General features: G+C 70.9%; 15 protein-coding genes and 2 pseudogenes. 13 read left to right on the top strand and 4 right to left on the bottom strand.

Going from position 1 to position 15,337, the window contains the following annotated elements:
* The first annotated feature begins 10 nt into the window (after positions 1-10).
* The 8 genes from AB0F91_RS15185 to AB0F91_RS15150 all read left to right on the top strand — a co-directional run bounded on the left by AB0F91_RS15185 (position 11) and on the right by AB0F91_RS15150 (position 6,737).
* Positions 11-775: an SDR family oxidoreductase gene (locus AB0F91_RS15185; protein ID WP_360597972.1), complete on the top strand. Its 765-nt coding sequence runs from the start codon at positions 11-13 to the stop codon at positions 773-775.
* Positions 772-3,102, top strand: a complete 2,331-nt coding sequence (locus AB0F91_RS15180; RefSeq protein WP_360597971.1) for a xanthine dehydrogenase family protein molybdopterin-binding subunit — start codon at positions 772-774, stop codon at positions 3,100-3,102. The genes AB0F91_RS15185 and AB0F91_RS15180 overlap by 4 nt, the downstream gene beginning before the upstream one ends.
* Positions 3,099-3,770, top strand: coding sequence for an enoyl-CoA hydratase-related protein (locus AB0F91_RS15175; RefSeq protein WP_360597969.1), 672 nt, complete (start codon positions 3,099-3,101; stop codon positions 3,768-3,770). The genes AB0F91_RS15180 and AB0F91_RS15175 overlap by 4 nt, the downstream gene beginning before the upstream one ends.
* A complete protein-coding gene (locus AB0F91_RS15170) occupies positions 3,767-4,585 on the top strand; it encodes an FAD binding domain-containing protein (RefSeq protein ID WP_360597968.1) in 819 nt (272 codons plus the stop codon). The genes AB0F91_RS15175 and AB0F91_RS15170 overlap by 4 nt, the downstream gene beginning before the upstream one ends.
* The gene (locus AB0F91_RS15165; protein ID WP_360597966.1) at positions 4,582-5,049 is read left to right on the top strand and encodes a (2Fe-2S)-binding protein; all 468 of its coding nucleotides are present in this window, start codon (positions 4,582-4,584) and stop codon (positions 5,047-5,049) included. Before AB0F91_RS15170 ends, AB0F91_RS15165 begins: the two co-directional genes overlap by 4 nt.
* Entirely contained in the window at positions 5,046-5,645 is a 600-nt protein-coding gene (locus AB0F91_RS15160; protein ID WP_360597964.1) for a hypothetical protein, read from the top strand. Before AB0F91_RS15165 ends, AB0F91_RS15160 begins: the two co-directional genes overlap by 4 nt.
* A 13-nt stretch (positions 5,646-5,658) precedes the next feature.
* Positions 5,659-6,255, top strand: a complete 597-nt coding sequence (locus tag AB0F91_RS15155) for a TetR/AcrR family transcriptional regulator (RefSeq protein WP_360597963.1) — start codon at positions 5,659-5,661, stop codon at positions 6,253-6,255.
* A gap of 221 nt (positions 6,256-6,476) precedes the next feature.
* Positions 6,477-6,737, top strand: a complete 261-nt coding sequence (locus AB0F91_RS15150; RefSeq protein WP_360597961.1) for a hypothetical protein — start codon at positions 6,477-6,479, stop codon at positions 6,735-6,737.
* Between the two features lie 140 nt (positions 6,738-6,877).
* Here the strand turns inward: AB0F91_RS15150 and AB0F91_RS15145 are convergent, their stop codons facing one another.
* The 3 genes and pseudogenes from AB0F91_RS15145 to AB0F91_RS15135 all read right to left on the bottom strand — a co-directional run.
* Entirely contained in the window at positions 6,878-7,513 is a 636-nt protein-coding gene (locus tag AB0F91_RS15145) for an MBL fold metallo-hydrolase (protein ID WP_360597959.1), read from the bottom strand.
* 28 nt (positions 7,514-7,541) lie between these two features.
* Positions 7,542-8,396, bottom strand: coding sequence for a DUF5937 family protein (locus tag AB0F91_RS15140; protein WP_360597957.1), 855 nt, complete (start codon positions 8,394-8,396; stop codon positions 7,542-7,544).
* A 206-nt stretch (positions 8,397-8,602) separates the two neighbouring features.
* A pseudogene (locus AB0F91_RS15135) lies at positions 8,603-8,807 on the bottom strand (MFS transporter); the annotation flags it as partial.
* Positions 8,808-8,990: 183 nt separating this feature from the next.
* Between AB0F91_RS15135 and AB0F91_RS15130 the strand changes: the two are divergent.
* The 3 genes and pseudogenes from AB0F91_RS15130 to AB0F91_RS15120 all read left to right on the top strand — a co-directional run.
* Positions 8,991-9,167 (top strand): annotated as a pseudogene (locus tag AB0F91_RS15130) (MFS transporter); the annotation flags it as partial.
* Between the two features lie 140 nt (positions 9,168-9,307).
* Entirely contained in the window at positions 9,308-10,804 is a 1,497-nt protein-coding gene (locus tag AB0F91_RS15125; protein WP_360597956.1) for an aldehyde dehydrogenase family protein, read from the top strand.
* A 61-nt stretch (positions 10,805-10,865) separates the two neighbouring features.
* Positions 10,866-12,029: an alpha-hydroxy-acid oxidizing protein gene (locus AB0F91_RS15120; RefSeq protein ID WP_360597954.1), complete on the top strand. Its 1,164-nt coding sequence runs from the start codon at positions 10,866-10,868 to the stop codon at positions 12,027-12,029.
* 538 nt (positions 12,030-12,567) lie between these two features.
* Here the strand turns inward: AB0F91_RS15120 and AB0F91_RS15115 are convergent.
* The gene (locus AB0F91_RS15115; protein WP_360597953.1) at positions 12,568-14,154 is read right to left on the bottom strand and encodes a GMC family oxidoreductase N-terminal domain-containing protein; all 1,587 of its coding nucleotides are present in this window, start codon (positions 14,152-14,154) and stop codon (positions 12,568-12,570) included.
* Between the two features lie 218 nt (positions 14,155-14,372).
* On the opposite strand from AB0F91_RS15115, the gene purS reads away from it, so the two are divergent.
* Together purS and purQ are read left to right on the top strand one after the other, a co-directional pair.
* Positions 14,373-14,612 (top strand): phosphoribosylformylglycinamidine synthase subunit PurS, encoded by a 240-nt coding sequence (gene purS, locus AB0F91_RS15110; RefSeq protein ID WP_360597951.1) that lies wholly within the window; start codon positions 14,373-14,375, stop codon positions 14,610-14,612.
* A complete protein-coding gene (gene purQ, locus AB0F91_RS15105) occupies positions 14,609-15,286 on the top strand; it encodes a phosphoribosylformylglycinamidine synthase subunit PurQ (RefSeq protein WP_360597949.1) in 678 nt (225 codons plus the stop codon). The genes purS and purQ overlap by 4 nt, the downstream gene beginning before the upstream one ends.
* Positions 15,287-15,337: the final 51 nt, after the last annotated feature.

Genomic DNA, 15,337 nt, shown 5'->3' with positions numbered 1-15,337 from the left:
AAGGGAATCCATGGACCTCAAGCTCAGCGGCAAGAACGTGCTGGTCACCGGTGCCGGCCAGGGGCTCGGCCGCGCGATCGCAATGGCGTTCGCCGGCGAAGGCGCCAACGTCGCGTTCCACTACAACACCTCCTCCGACGGCGCCGAAGCCGCGGCGAAGGAAGCGGCCGCGCTCGGCGTGAAGGCCATCGCCGTGGGCGCGAACCTGCGTGACGCCGACTCGGTGCGCACGGCCGTCGACGACGTCGCAGGGCAGCTCGGCTCGATCGACGTGCTCGTCAACAACGCGGCGGCCACGCAGAGCAAGCCGTTCCTCGAGACCACGGAAGAGGACTGGGCGCCGCAGATCGGCGTGACGGTGGAGGGCACGCTGCGGATCACGCAGGCCGTCGCGAAGCAGATGGTCGACGGTGGCGGTGGCGCCATCGTGAACCTCATGGGCGACTCCGGCCGCGTCGGCGAGTCGCGGCTGCTGGTCACGGCCACCACGCGCTCGACCACGGTGGGCCTCACCAAGTCGCTCGCCAAGGAGCTGGCCCGGCACGGGATCCGGGCCAACGCCGTCTCCATCGCGCTCGTGCAGACGTCCAGTTTGGACGACCACACCGGACACGCCGACGACGCCAAGATGAAGAAGATCCTGTCGGCCTACCCGTTGCGCCGTCTGGGGCGCGCCGAGGACGTCACCCCGACCGTGCTGCTGCTGGCCTCCCCGCTCTCGTCCTGGACCACGGGGCAGATCGTGTCGGTCAACGGCGGCTACACGATGCCATGACGACCGTGGAACAGAACCCGGCCGGCGCCGTCGGGAAGGTCGTGCGGCGCAAGGAAGACGCGCGGCTGATCACCGGGCGCGGACGGTATGTCTCCGACCTGCAGCTGCCGCGGATGCGGCACGTCGCGTTCCTGCGCAGCCCGTTCGGGCACGCGCGGATCACCGGCCTCGACGCATCGGCCGCGCGCGAGCGGGCCGACGTGTTCACCGGCGACCAGCCCGAGTTCGCAGCCGTGCCGCTGCGGGCGCTGTCGGCTCTGCCGTCCTACGTGGAGACCGAACAGCCGTTGCTGGCGCGGGAAAAGGTGCGGTTCGCGGGTGAGCCCGTGGCCGCCGTCGTCGCGGCCGACCGCTACCGCGCCGAAGACGCGCTGGAGCTGATCGACGTCGACTACGAGCCGCTGCCCGTGAACGTCACGGCGTGGCTGCCGCCCACCGAGCCGCTGCACGCCGAGGCGCCGGACAACGTACTGCTGGAGCGGATCTTCGACACCGGCGAGGTTCCCGACGCGCTGGCCGGTGCGGACCTCGTGGTCGAACGCGAGCTGATCACCAACCGCCATGCCGGCAATCCCATGGAGTGCCGAGCGGGCGTGGCGCTGTGGGACCCGGCCGACGACAAGCTCACGCTGTGGTCGGGCACGCAGGTTCCCCACATCGCGCGCAACATGATCGCGGAGCTCCTCGGCATCCCCGAGGGCAATGTGCGGGTGATCGCACCCGACGTCGGCGGCGGGTTCGGGGTGAAAGCCGTGGTGTACCCGGAAGACGTCGCGCTGTGCGTGATCGCGCGGCAGCTGCGCGGCACACCCGTGAAGTGGGTGGAGGACCGCGCGGAGCACCTGCTCGCGGCGACGCACGCGCGTGACCACCGTTACGTCGTGAAGGCGGGGTTCCGCTCCGACGGTGAGCTGGTGGCGCTCGACGCGGACGTGACCTGCAACGTCGGCGCGTATTCGGTGTACCCGTGGACGGCCGGGATCGAGCCGCTGATGGCGGGCGGCCTGTTGACCGGGCCGTACCGGCTGCAGCACTACCGCTGCACGGTTCGCGGTGTCGCGACGAACACGGCGCCGTCCGGGCCCTACCGTGGAGTGGCGCGGCCGGCGAGCGTGTTCGCGATGGAGTCGGTGCTCGACGCGGCGGCGGCTGAGCTCGGCCTGTCCGCTTTGGACATTCGGCGGCGGAACCTGATCACGCCGGAGGAGATCCCGTACCGGATGCCGTCGCGGCTGGTCGACGATTCGGGATGGTACGGCGAGTGTCTGGAGAAGGCTGTGGCGTCCATCGGGTACGACGACTTCCGTGCTGAGCAAGCCCGGCGACGGTCGGCCGGTGAGAACCCGATCGGTCTCGGGCTGGCCTGTTACAACGAGCTGACCGGCCTGGGCCGCGCGGCCGCGGCCGGGCCGCGGATGCCGTTCCGCACCGGCCACGACGCGTGCACCGTGCGCGTGAATCCCGACGGCCGGGTCACCGTGCTGTCCGGCGTGACGTCGCAGGGACAGGGCCTCGAGACGACCGTGGCACAGATCGTCGCGGACGCGGTCGGAGTGCCGTACGCCGACGTCGAGGTCCGGATCGGCGACACGAACGAATCTCTGTGGGGCTTCGGCGCGTTCTCCTCGCGGCAGGCCGTGATCGGCGGTGGCGCGGCGCACCGGTCGGCCGTCACCGTGCGGGAGAAGGTCCTCCGGCTCGCGGCTGAGCTGTACGAGGCCAATGTGGACGATCTCAGTCTAGTGAACGGGGACGTGTGCGTCGCCGGACAGGCCAAACCCGTGGGTACGCTGGCCGAGCTGGCGCGCGTTGCCTACCTGGAGTCCAACCGGCTGCCGCAGGGCATCGAGCCCGGCCTGGAGGCCACGCAGTTCTACGACCCGATCCGCGGCGCGTTCGCGGCCGGGGCGCAAGCGGCCGTAGTCGAGGTGGATCGGGCGACCGGTGCGGTGAAGATCCTCAAGTACGTCTGCGTCGAGGACGCCGGCACGGTCATCAACCCGCAGGTCGTCGAGGGCCAGATCGCCGGCTCGATCGCGCAGGGCATCGGCGGCGCGTTGTACGAGCACCTGATCTACGACGAGGGGGGCAACCTGTCCACGGGCACACTGATGGACTACCTCATGCCGACCAGCGCGGAGGTGCCCGAGCTCGTGATCGGCCACCTCTCGCACCCCGCGGACAACCCGCTCGGCGTCCGCGGGGTCGGCGAGGGCGGCACGCTCGGGCCGAACGCCGTGCTCGCGGGTGCGGTCACCGACGCGCTCGGCGTGCAGGTCACGCACCTGCCGCTGACGCCGGGCGCGATCTGGGAGGCGCTGCGATGATCACGTCCGAGGTCCGCGACGACGTCGGCATCGTCGCGATCGACCGGCACGAACGGCGCAACGCGCTCGACGTCGAGCACCTCGACGACCTGCGCAAGGCGGTCGAGGACGTCGGCCCGCGGGTGCGGGCGCTCGTCATCACCGGCCGGGGCACGAGCTTCTGCGCCGGGGCCGACCTGCGTGGCGTACACGGCGACGGCTTCCGCACCGCGCTCTACGCGGCTCTGCACAGCATCACGACGCTGCCGATTCCGGTGCTCGCGGCCGTCAACGGTCCGGCGATCGGCGCGGGGACGCAGCTGGCGATCGCGTGTGATCTGCGGGTGGCCGCACCGGCCGCGGTGTTCGCGGTGCCGACCGCGCGCAACGGGCTGGTCGTCGACCCCTGGACGGTCCGACGCCTCGCACTGCTGGCCGGCGGCGGTGCGTCCCGCGCGATGCTGCTGGGCTGCGACCGGCTCGACGCTTCGCTCGCGCACGTCCGAGGGCTCGTCGACCGGCTCGGCGACTTCGACGCCGCGTTGGAGTGGGCGCGCGAGATCGCCGGATTCTCAGCGTCTTCGGTGCGGTATTCGAAGCTCGCCCTGGACACGTTGTTCGAGGGGCCCTGGGAGGCCACTTTGGACACCGAGTTCGAGGACAGCTGGCCGAAAGAGGTGCCGACGTGAAACCCGCCGCGTTCGACTACGTCCGGGCGCACAGCGTCGACGAGGCCGTGCGGACGCTCGCCGACGCCGAAGGGGACGGCAAGCTCCTCGCCGGTGGGCAGAGCCTGATGCCGGTGCTCGCGCTGCGGATGGCCCGCCCGCGCGTGCTCGTGGACGTCAACCGGATCCCTGGCCTGGCCACGGTCACGCCGACCGGCAACGGCGTGCGGCTCGGTGCCCTGGTGCGGCACGCGCGGCTGCTGGAGCAGCCGCATCACCCGTTGCTCGCCGAGGCCGCGCGCTGGATCGGGCACACGGCGATCCGCACGCGCGGGACGAGCGGCGGCAGCCTCGCGCACGCCGATCCCTCCGCCGAACTGCCGGTGGTCGCCGCGGCGCTGGAGGCGACCGTGCACATCGCCGGGACGGGCGGCCGACGGTCCGAAGTGGCCACGGACTTCTTCGCCGGGCCGCTGGAAACCACGCTCGCGGACGACGAGATGATCACGGCGATCGACCTGCCGGTTCCGTCGCGGTGGGGTTTCGCGGAGTTCTCCCGGCGGCACGGGGACTTCGGACTCGTGCTCGTCGTCGCCGCGGAGGTCGCGGGCCGGTGGCGGCTGGCGATCGGCGGCGTCGGCGGGGTGCCGCTGCGGCCCGCGGAAGCCGAGCTGTTGCTGAACGACGGAGCGAACCTCGACGCCGTCGCGGCCGCCGCCGCGGCTGAAACCCGGCCGCAGAGCGACATCCACGCGTCGGCCGAGTACCGGCGGGCGATGACGGAGGAGTTCGTCCGCCGTGCCCTGATCTCCCACGGGAAGCGAGCCGCCGCATGAAGGCCGAATTCACCGTCAACGGCATCCGCTACGACGTCGACGTCGAACCGCGCCGCACGCTCGCTGACGCGTTGCGCGAGGACCTCGGCCTGACCGGCACGCACCTCGGGTGTGAACACGGTGTGTGCGGCGCGTGCACCGTGCTGGTCGACGGCGAGCCCGCGCGCGCGTGCCTGATGCTGGCCGTGCAGGCGGACGGGTGCTCGGTCAGCACCGTCGAGGGCCTCGCGGCCGACGACGGCACGCTGCACCCGTTGCAGGAAGCCTTCTGCAGCAAGCACGGGCTCCAATGTGGATTCTGCACGCCCGGCATGCTGATGACCGCGCTCGACCTGCTCGACCGCGAACCGGCGCCGAATCGAGAGCGCATCCGCGAAGAGATGTCGGGCAACATCTGCCGCTGCACGGGGTACGTCGGGATCATCGACGCGGTGGAGGCCGCCGCGCGCGAGCTCGGCCGATGAAGACCGCCGCTTGGCTGCGCCTGTCGGGCGTGTCGGTGGAGGCCGCGCGCCGGACCTGGCGCGAGCTGGACGAGCACGGCTGCTCGACCTGCTACGTCGATGGTGATCTCGGCCTGTGCGCCGCGCTCGCGGTGGCGACAGACTCCACCCGCATCTGTTGTTTCGTCCGGCCCGGACGCCCCGAGCACGTGCTGGCGGGTGCGCGGACCGTGCAGTACCTCAGCGACGGGCGGTTCACGCTCGGGCTGCGGCCGGCCGATGACGACGAAGGCGCATTCGGCTCGGTCACGGCGTTCGCACGGCTGGCCGAGGAGGTGCGGGCCGTGCTGGGCGGTTTGCCGATCACCGTGGCCGGGACCGGGCGCGGTACCGTGCGATTGGCGGCCGAGTTCGCGACCTGCTGGCAGACCACGGACGTTCCGGGCGAACCGGACGCGATGGCCGCCGGCTGTGCGGAGTTCGGCAGACCGGTGCCGGAGAGATCCGTGGTCGTGACCGGCGCGCGGCGGCCGGAGTTCGCCGTCGACGAGGTGGTGCTGCCGGTCGATCGGCCGCTGACGGGTGCCGAGTTCCTCGGCGCCGGGTGGTTCGCGTGACGGGGAGGAACCGGTGACGGCGGTGCGGAGCGCGGTCAGCGAAGAGGTTGTGCTGGACACGGCGCTCACCCTGTTCGCCGAGCGGGGGTACCACGGCACCGCGCTCAGCCAGATCGCCGAGGTGCTGCAGATCCGCACCCCGAGCCTGTACAACCACATGCGGTCCAAGGAGGACTTGCTGCGCGCGATCGTGGACCGCACCACCGCGGCGGTGCTCGAGGATTTCGAGCGGGTGACCGGCGAAGACGACGACTGGGCGGCGCAGCTGGCGCGCGCCACTCGCGTGTACGCCTTCCGCCACGCCACCCACCGCCGCGAAGCCCTGGTGGTCAACCGCGACACGGACTGCCTCGGCGAACCGCACCGCACGCGGTTCCAGGCCCGCCGCCGGCGCCACGAGCACGCCTTCCGGGCGATCATCGCGTGCGGCGTCGACGCGGGCGTGTTCCACGTGGACTCCCCGGCGCTCGCGTCATTCGCGATCCGCGAGATGTGCGTGAGCATTGCGCGCTGGTTCCGGGACGACGGCGCCATGGTGGCCCAGGACGTGGCCGAGGAGTACAGCCGCTACGCGTTGCAGATCGTGGGTTCGCAAACCGGGCATCGGTGAGTATTTGACCCTGTAGTTAATGTCTTTCAAAGTTCCTGCGGCGGCGCAGACTTGGCGACGCGGTGCACCGATCCGTCACCGCCCAGCGGCCGTGCAGAAGTACGGGTATGAGCGGTCCGCCGGGCTCCACATGCGACCGATCGCACCGTGCGGTTCTCGTTGCCATGCGCAAGGCGGGCACGGGATGGGGGCGAACCCGGGCTTTCGGGAACCAGACGTGGGTGAACTCGGCGCCCTGGTACGACATCGTCGGGCTCAATGGGCTCAAGGAGGAGATCGACCAGCCGTTGATCCCGAGCGCCCCGATGGACATGACGTACGGCGGGGGCTGGCGCGGCCGACACTTCTTCACCATGCCTGGACATCGTGACGTCGATCAAGCACGGCTTCGAGTACACCGGCCGGTCGGCGGCCTGACCGCGTTCAACCCGGGCAACTGGGTCGACCCGATCTACACCGTGCAGGGCGGTTGGCGGCCGTGATGCTCGACCCGAACAAGCCGGGCATCAAGCAGAACGTGGCGGATCTGGTGCGGGTGATGGCGCACACGGGACCGTTCGTGCTGAACAACTGACCGGCTCCCGGGGTGGCCGCCACTGCCTGGGCGGCCACCCCGGGTCGTTCACAGCTGCGTGGCGACGCCGCGCTCCACGACCTGCACCTCGGTGCCCTGGGGCGCGAGGTTCTCGAACAAGCCGTAGTGCAGCGCGGGGCTCGACAGCACCGCCTCGTGGATCGGCACGGACTTGCGCGGCGCGACCGCCCGCAGGAAGTCCACCGCCTCGCCGGCCTTGAGCCACGGCGCGCCCGTCGGCAGGCCGAGCACGTCGATCTTCTGCTCGGGCACGAAGAACGAGTCACCCGGGTGGTAGAAGGCGCCGTGGTCCAGCACGTAGCCGATGTTCGGGATCACGGGGATATCGCTGTGGATGACGGCGTGCTCGCCGCCCACCACGTTCACCGCCGTGCCGCCGATCTCGAAGGCGTCGCCCACGTTCGCGACCTCGTACTGCAGGTTCAGCTTCTGCACGGTCTCGACGGAGCCCGGGTCGATGATCAGCTTCGCGTCCGGGTTCGCCGCCAGCACCTTCGGCAGGCGCTCGCCGTCGATGTGGTCGAAGTGCTGGTGGGTGATGAGGACGGCCGACAGCTCGCGCTCGCGCTCGAAGTCGGTGGAGAACGCACCCGGGTCGATCAGGATCCGCTCGCCGTCGGTTTCCAGAAGTACACAGGCGTGTCCGAAATGGACGATCCGCATCAGGATTCTCCTTCACACATGGTCACATTCACCTTATGCCCGCGCAGAGCGCGTCGCCAAGCTCGGTCCGCCGGTAGAGCACGCGGTGGCCCCGGCGCGTCGTCGCGGTCAGGCCGGCGGCCCGCAACGCCGTGAGGTGCGCGGAAACGGTGCCCTTCGCCGGCCCGAGCCGCGTGGCGAGCTCCGTGGTCGCGGCCGGCCGGCCCAATGTGGTGAGCAACATCGCCTTCGTCCGCCCCACCACCCCGGCCAAGGCGCCCGGCGCCGCCACCGGCTCCGTCCACAGGCCGGCCACGCCCCTCGCGGGGTACAGCAACGTCGGCTGCCACGGCGGCACGGTGACCACCCCGACCGACGGCCACGCGAACACACTCGGCACCAGCAGCAGGCCCCGCTCGTCCAGCTGCAGCCGTTGGCGTGCCGCTAGGTCGACCAGCACGGAGTCCTGGGTGAGCCGCACCCGCGGGTGCAGCCCGTCGAACACCCCCGCCACGCCCTGCTCACCCAGCCGCCGCGTCCGGTAGGCGATGTCCGCCGCGAGCACCTCCCGCATCCGCGGCCACTCCGGCTCGACGATGTGGTGCCACACGGCCTCGAGCTGATCGGCCAGCAGGTCCCTCGCCTCGGCGGGCTGCGGCGGGAGTCTGGTCAGGTCGGCGTCCACCATCCCCAGCTCGAGCCGCACTTGGCGCGGCGGCGTCCCCCGCACGGTCCGCAACTGCTCGGCCGCCGTCGTCTCCGCCGTCACCGGCGGCGGCGAGAGGAACTCCGTGATGTAGTGCCGCGCCCCGAGCACCGCCGCCAGCTCCGGCACGTCCAGCCGTTCCTCGCCCAGCCACCCGGCCCCACCGGGCAATCGCCGCCTTCCCAGCCACCCGCGCACCACCCGATGACCTCCTCGAGCGGCGAGATCGCGAACCGGACGCCGGCGGTGCTGAGGACCAACTCGACCATGGATTCGGGTATACCCGAATGTTGGCGGGTTGATGCTGCTCAGCTGCGGGTTTCGTTGCCGGCGCTCGCCACCGGGTCCGCTCGCTGCTGCCACTGCGGCCGCGCTCGTGCTCGTCTCTGCACCCTCGCCTCGGCCGCCATCGCCACGGCGGCAAGCCCCACCGCGACCACAATCAGCAGAGTCCTGAGGCCGCGCGTCGTCCCGACTCGATCCAGCAACCTCCCGACGGGCACCGCCCCCCGCCATCTCGACCACGACGAACGCCGCCATCAACACACCCCCGAGCCGATACGACCCGGTCACCGCGGCCGCCACCGTCGTGAACGCGAGCGGCGCCATCGCCGAGGGCAACCGGGCCAACTGCACCCCTGCTGACCAGCGCCAATACGTGGTGGTGAACATACTTCTCAGCCTGGTTCGGCGGCCGCCTTCGCCGGAACTGATTCGCCTCTGGCCGAATGTTCTGGCTCGCTTCAGGACTTACCCACAGGGTGTGGGGAGCTGTGGACAACCGAAGGCGCGACCGGACCGCTCGTGACGATCGCGTCCGTCAACATGCAGCGCCTGCTGCCGGAGGACCGCAGGTCGGAAGGGTTCTCGGTGTCGTTCACGGTGCAGTCGTGCGGGTTCGGGCTCGGGTCGCTGGCCGTGGGGGTGCTGCCGCTGTGGCTGGCGCCGCTGCTGGGCGTCGCGGCCGCGCTCTCGATCGGGTGGTCCTGGCGACCCTTTCCCGGTGGTGCCCGCCGGTGCGATGCTGACGGGAGCGTCGGGCGACTATTGGCACTGCGTCAGCAACCTCGTAGCCTGAACCACAACGCCGAAGAGCAGGGGAGACGCCGATGACCGCCGTCCAGCCGAAGCCGACCTCGGTCGGCGAGACCTTCGATTCGCTCAGCCCGGCGACCGACGAGGTCGTGGGCACGTACCCGGTGCACACCGCCGAACACGTGCGCGCGGCCGTCGAGCGGGCGCGCGTGGCGGCGGAGTGGTGGGACGGGCTGGGCTTCGCGGGGCGCGCCGACCGGCTGCGGCAGTGGAAGGGCGTGATCACGCGCCGCCTGCCGCAGCTGTGCCAGGTCGTGCGCGACGAGACGGGTAAGCCGATCGCCGACGCCCAGCTCGAGTCCGTGCTCGCCATCGAGCACATCGCGTGGGCCGCGAAGCACGCCCGCAAGTACCTGGGCCGGCAGCGCCGCAGCGCCGGCTTGCTCATGTCGAACCAGGCGGCGACGGTGGAGTACCGGCCGCTCGGCGTCGTCGGCGTGATCGGCCCGTGGAACTACCCCGTGTACACGCCGCTCGGCTCGGTCACCTACGCGCTGGCCGCCGGAAACGCCGTGGTCTTCAAGCCCAGCGAGTACACCCCGGGCGTCGGCAAGTGGCTGGTCGACGCGTTCGCCGAGGTCGTGCCGGAGCAGCCCGTGCTGCAGCTGATCACCGGGTTCGGCGAGACCGGCGGCGCGCTCGTGACGTCGGGCGTGGACAAGATCGCGTTCACCGGCTCCACGGCCACCGGCAAGAAGATCATGGCCGCGGCGGCCAACACGCTCACCCCCGTCGTGATCGAGGCCGGCGGCAAGGACCCCGTGCTCGTCGATGCCGACGCCAACCTCGACGCCGCCGCCGACGCCACCGTCTGGGGCGCCTTCTCCAACTCCGGCCAGACCTGCATCGGCGTCGAGCGCGTGTACGTCCACGAGCGCGTGCACGACGAGTTCGTCGCCAAGGTGGTGGAAAAGTCGCAGAACGTGCGCGCCGGCTCCGACGAGGACGCCCAGTACGGCCCCGTCACCATGCCCTCGCAGCTGGCCGTGATCCGCCGCCACATCGCCGACGCGATCGAACGGGGCGGCCGCGCGGTGCTCGGTGGCGTGGACAGCATCGGCGATCGTTATGCCCAGCCCACCATTCTCGTCGACGTGCCGGAGGACTCAGAAGCCGTGCGCGAGGAGACGTTCGGCCCGACCGTCACCATTGCCAAGGTCCGCGACATGGACGAGGCTGTGGACAAAGCCAACGCCACCACGTACGGCCTCGGCTCCACGGTGTTCTCCAAGTCCCGCGGTGTCGAGCTCGCCGCGCGCCTGCGCACGGGCATGACTTCGATCAACGCGCCGCTCTCCTTCGCCGGCATCGCGTCGCTGCCCTTCGGCGGCGTCGGCGACTCGGGCTTCGGCCGTATCCACGGGCCGGAGGGCCTGCGCGAGTTCGCCCGCACCAAGGCCGTCGCGCGGCAGCGCTTCACCGCTCCGATCACCCTGACTTCCTTCAGCCGCAAGGAATCCACCGACGCGCTGGTCGCCAAGCTCATCACGGTCATGCACGGCAAGCGCTAGGGTCTGGACCGCGCCCCGGAACGCCGGGGTGCGGTCCTCCCCGAGCCCAGAAAGAGCCCGCATGACGCGTTACGGCGATTTCCAGAACGAGATCTACTTCGCCGGGCTCACCGGCCGCGTCCCGACCATGCCGATGGTCTACGCCGAGCTCGAAGCCCGTGCCGCGCAGGCACTTCCGCCCTCGGTGTTGTCCTATGTGGCCGGCGGTGCCGGTGACGAGGCGACCCAGCGCGGCAACGTCGACGCGTTCGCGCGCTGGGGCCTGGTGCCACGCATGTTCGTCGGGGCCAAGGAACGCGACCTTTCGGTGGACCTGTTCGGTCTGAAGCTGGCGGCGCCGCTGTTCATGGCGCCGGTGGGCGTGGTCGGCATCTGCACGCAGGACGGCCACGGAGACCTCGCCACCGCCCGCGCCGCCGCGCGCACGGGTGTGCCGATGGTCGCGTCGACGCTCTCGGTCGACCCGTTGGACCAGGTCGCGGGCGAGTTCGGGGAAACGCCGGGGTTCTTCCAGCTCTACACACCGACTGACCGCGAGCTGGCCGCGTCTTTGGTGCAGCGCGCCGAGGCGGCGGGGTTCAAGGGGATCGTGGTCACGCTCGACACGTGGGTGACCGGGTGGCGCCCGCGCGACCTGAGCACAGCGAACTTCCCGCAGCTGCGCGGCCATTGTCTCGCGAACTACTTCACGGATCCCGTGTTCCGGCGGCTGCTCGGCAAGGCGCCCGAGGAGGACCCGATGGCGGCCGTCGGGCTGTGGGCCCAGCTCTTCGGCAACCCGCTGACGTGGGACGACCTGCCGTGGCTGCGCTCGCTGACGTCGTTGCCGCTGATCGTGAAGGGTATCCAGCACCCGGACGACGCGCGCCGCGCCATCGACGGCGGCGTCGACGGGATCTACTGCTCCAACCACGGCGGGCGACAGGCCAACGGAGGGCTTCCGGCGCTCGACTGCCTCGCCGGCGTGGTCGACGCCTCCGGTGACACGCCGGTGCTGTTCGACTCCGGGGTTCGCTCGGGCGCGGACATCGTCAAGGCGCTGGCATTGGGCGCGCGGGCCGTGGGGGTCGGCCGGCCCTACGTCTGGGGCCTCGCGTTGGGCGGCGCGGACGGCGCCGTCCACGTCCTCCGCAGCCTCCTCGCCGAAGCCGACCTGATCATGGCGGTCGACGGCTACCCGACGCTCGCCGACCTCACGCGCGACAGCCTGAGGAAAGTTGGTTAGGTCGAGCCTGAGTTGTGGCCTGGCGGGGGACAGCTGAATGGGTCCGACCCAAGTGGGGATGACTGCTTGGGCCGGACCCAGCCAGGGGAACCGCTTGGTCCAGGGAGGCTGGGGGCAAGTACTCGGGCCGAACCTGATTACCGGTGAATACGGCCTGTGGACAGCTCGCTATGACCGACCCAGCTGTGGATAGGCGCTTGGGTGTGACGCAGCCAATGGATGGCGCGTTGGGCCGGGCCTACCTGTGGACAACTGATGAGGGCTGACTCAGCTGGGTCAACCACCTCAGTCGGATCCCGCTGGGGTTCCTCCTGCTTTGGTTCGACCCAGCTGCGACACCTGGCTGACCAGGCCCCAGCGGGGGATACGTTCCTAGGTCCGACCCAGCTGGGGGCAACTGGCCGACCCGGACCCGGCGGGGGATTCCTGCTTGGGTTCAGCCCAGTTGGGGACAACTGGCCGCCCCAGACCTGGTGGGGAATTCCTGCTTGGGTCCGGCCCAACTGCGCGCAACTGGGAACAACCGCTGAGGCCCGACCTAAGCCGAACGGCCGCGGATCAGATCGGCGGCCTTTTCCGCCACCATGATCGTCGGAGCGTTCGTGTTGCCGCGCGGCACCACCGGCATGACCGAGGCGTCGACGACCCGCAGGCCCTCCACCCCGCGCACCTTCAGCGACGGGTCGACCACCGCGCGCTCGTCCGAGCCCATCGCGCAAGTGCCGACCGGGTGGTAGAGCGTCTGGGTGTTCTCGCGGATGTGGTCGGTGAGGGCGTCGTCGGAGAGGTCGTGGGTCGTGGGCAGGAAGGGCTTGTCCAGGAACCGCGCGAGCGGCCCCGACTTGCCGATGTCGATCAGCGACCGCAGCGCCGCCTTCATGGTGTCCAGGTCGATCGGCTCCGCGTAGTACGCCGGGTCGATTTCCGGCTTCCACAACGGATTCGCCGACTTCAGCCGCAGCCGGCCGCGGCTGGCGACGTCCACCAGAGTCGCCGCCGAGGTGAAGCCGGGGACGGTGGGCTCGCGGAGCCCGTTGTCGTAGAACAACGTCGGCGCCACGTGGATCTGCATGTCGGGAGCGGCGAGACCGTCGCGCGTCGGGAAGAACGCCCCGGCCTCGCCGATGTTCGACGCGAGCGGCCCGCGCCGCGTCAGCTGCCAGCGGATGAGGCCCGCCGGCGTGGCCGCGTCGACGAGGTCGGTGGTGCCCTTGGTCGACCAGATGATCCCAGCCGCCGGGTGGTCGTGCAGGTTCGCACCGACGCCCGCCAAGCCGGCGACGACGTCGATCCCCAGCTCACGCAGGTGCTCGGCCGGCCCGACGCCGGACAGCATCAGCAGCTGCGGCGAGTTCACCGCGCCCCCGGAGAGCAGCACCTCGGCGTCGGCGCGCGCCGTGACCTCGACGCCCTTGTGCAGGTAGGTCACGCCCACCGCGCGCGTGCCCTCGAACACGACTCGCGTGGCCTGCGCGTGGGTGTGGACAGTGAGGTTCGGCCGGGTCAGCGCGGGCCGCAGGTAGGCGTCGGCTGTGGACCAGCGCCGCCCGCGCTTGCAGGTGACCTGGTAGACGCCAGCGCCTTCCTGGGTGTCGCCGTTGAAGTCGTCGGTGCGCTTCAAGCCCCAGGCCACAGCGCTGTCCACCCACGCGCTCGACAGCTCGTGGGTGAAGCGGCGGTCCTCGACCTGCAGCGGGCCGTCGGTGCCGTGCAGCGGTCCGCCGAGGCGCTGGTTGCCCTCGGCGCGCTTGAAATACGGCAGCACGTCGTCCCAGCCCCAGCCGGTGGCGCCGTGGGAATCGCGCCAGCCGTCGTAGTCGGCGCGGTTGCCGCGGATGTAGATCATGGCGTTGATCGACGAGCAGCCGCCGAGCATCTTGCCGCGCGGCCAGTAGGCGGGCTTGCCGGTGTGCTTCTGCTCGACGGTCTCGTAATTCCAGTCCCAGCGCGTCTTGAACAGCGACGCGAACGCGGCCGGGATGTGGATCTCGTCGGCGGTGTCCTCGCCGCCGGCCTCGAGCAGCAGCACCCGAGCGGCCGGGTCCTCGCTCAGCCGGGCCGCCAGCACGCAGCCCGCGCTGCCCGCGCCGACGATGACGTAGTCGAACGAGTCCTGACCGGCCACGATGCCTCCAGCTGCTCATGTTGGCGTGCTGTCAACGACTCATCATGGCCCAGCACGCGGGCCGGGGAAAGGCCCCGCGAGCAGCATCCTCTCCCCGCGCGGCGCGGGCCAGTTGTGACCTGCGCTTCTGTGCGCGGCACCGGACGGGCGCCAGGGGCCGCGGGTCAAGTACGCTCGGCCCGTACCCCACGACCTGCGTGAATAAGGAGCAGCCTGCCGTGGCCCGAGTCGTCGTCGACGTCATGCCGAAACCCGAGATCCTCGACCCGCAGGGCCAGGCGGTGGCCCGTGCGCTGCCGCGGCTGGGGTTCACCGGCGTCACGGAAGTGCGCCAGGGCAAGCACTTCGAACTCGAGATCGACGACACCGTCGACGACGAGACGCTCGCCAAGATCGCCGAGGGCTTCCTCGCGAACCCGGTGATCGAGCAGTGGACCATCCGCCGGGTGGACGCGTGAGCGCGCGCATCGGCGTCATCACCTTCCCCGGCACGCTCGACGACGGTGACGCCGCCCGCGCGGTCCGCTACGCCGACGCCGAGGCCGTGCCCCTGTGGCACGCCGACGCCGACCTGCGCGGCGTCGACGGCGTGGTCGTCCCCGGCGGCTTCTCGTACGGCGACTACCTGCGCGCCGGCGTGATCGCGCGATTCGCCCCGGTGATGGACTCGGTCATCGACGCCGCCCGCAAGGGCATGCCGGTGCTCGGCATCTGCAACGGCTTCCAGATCCTCTGCGAGGCCGGCCTGCTGCCCGGCGCGATGATCCGCAACGTCGGCCTGCACTTCGTGTGCCGCGACCAGTGGCTGCGCGTCGACGACAACACCACGGCGTGGACGAGCCGCTACGACAAGGGCGCGGAGATCCTCATCCCGCTCAAGAACAACGACGGCTGCTACATGGCCGACCAGCCCACTTTGGACATGCTGGAGGCGGAGGGCCGCGTCGTGTTCCGCTACGTGGACGGCAACCCCAATGGCTCCCGCAACGACATCGCGGGCGTTCGGAGCGCAAACGGCCGCATCGTCGGCCTCATGCCCCACCCGGAACACGCGATCGACGCGCTGACCGGCCCGTCGGACGACGGGCTGGGCCTGTTCCTGAGCGCGGTCGACGCGTTCGCCAAGGCTTGATTCACCGGCTGGACGTGCGGGCGAACGCGGCGTAGGCCGGTTCGCCCGCAC

It is taken from the genome of Amycolatopsis sp. NPDC023774 (assembly GCF_040639695.1).
Taxonomy (GTDB): Bacteria; Actinomycetota; Actinomycetes; order Mycobacteriales; family Pseudonocardiaceae; genus Amycolatopsis.
The sequence above is the reverse complement of the archived record's forward strand: the minus strand, read 5'-3'. Positions and strand labels throughout refer to the sequence as shown.

Coding starts and splice junctions, on each gene's coding strand:
- AB0F91_RS15185 (WP_360597972.1), top strand. CDS start 11: ATGGACCTCAAGCTCAGCGGCAAGAACGTGCTGGTCACCGGTGCCGGC.
- AB0F91_RS15180 (WP_360597971.1), top strand. CDS start 772: ATGACGACCGTGGAACAGAACCCGGCCGGCGCCGTCGGGAAGGTCGTG.
- AB0F91_RS15175 (WP_360597969.1), top strand. CDS start 3,099: ATGATCACGTCCGAGGTCCGCGACGACGTCGGCATCGTCGCGATCGAC.
- AB0F91_RS15165 (WP_360597966.1), top strand. CDS start 4,582: ATGAAGGCCGAATTCACCGTCAACGGCATCCGCTACGACGTCGACGTC.
- AB0F91_RS15160 (WP_360597964.1), top strand. CDS start 5,046: ATGAAGACCGCCGCTTGGCTGCGCCTGTCGGGCGTGTCGGTGGAGGCC.
- AB0F91_RS15145 (WP_360597959.1), bottom strand. CDS start 7,513: ATGCGGATCGTCCATTTCGGACACGCCTGTGTACTTCTGGAAACCGAC.
- AB0F91_RS15125 (WP_360597956.1), top strand. CDS start 9,308: ATGACCGCCGTCCAGCCGAAGCCGACCTCGGTCGGCGAGACCTTCGAT.
- AB0F91_RS15120 (WP_360597954.1), top strand. CDS start 10,866: ATGACGCGTTACGGCGATTTCCAGAACGAGATCTACTTCGCCGGGCTC.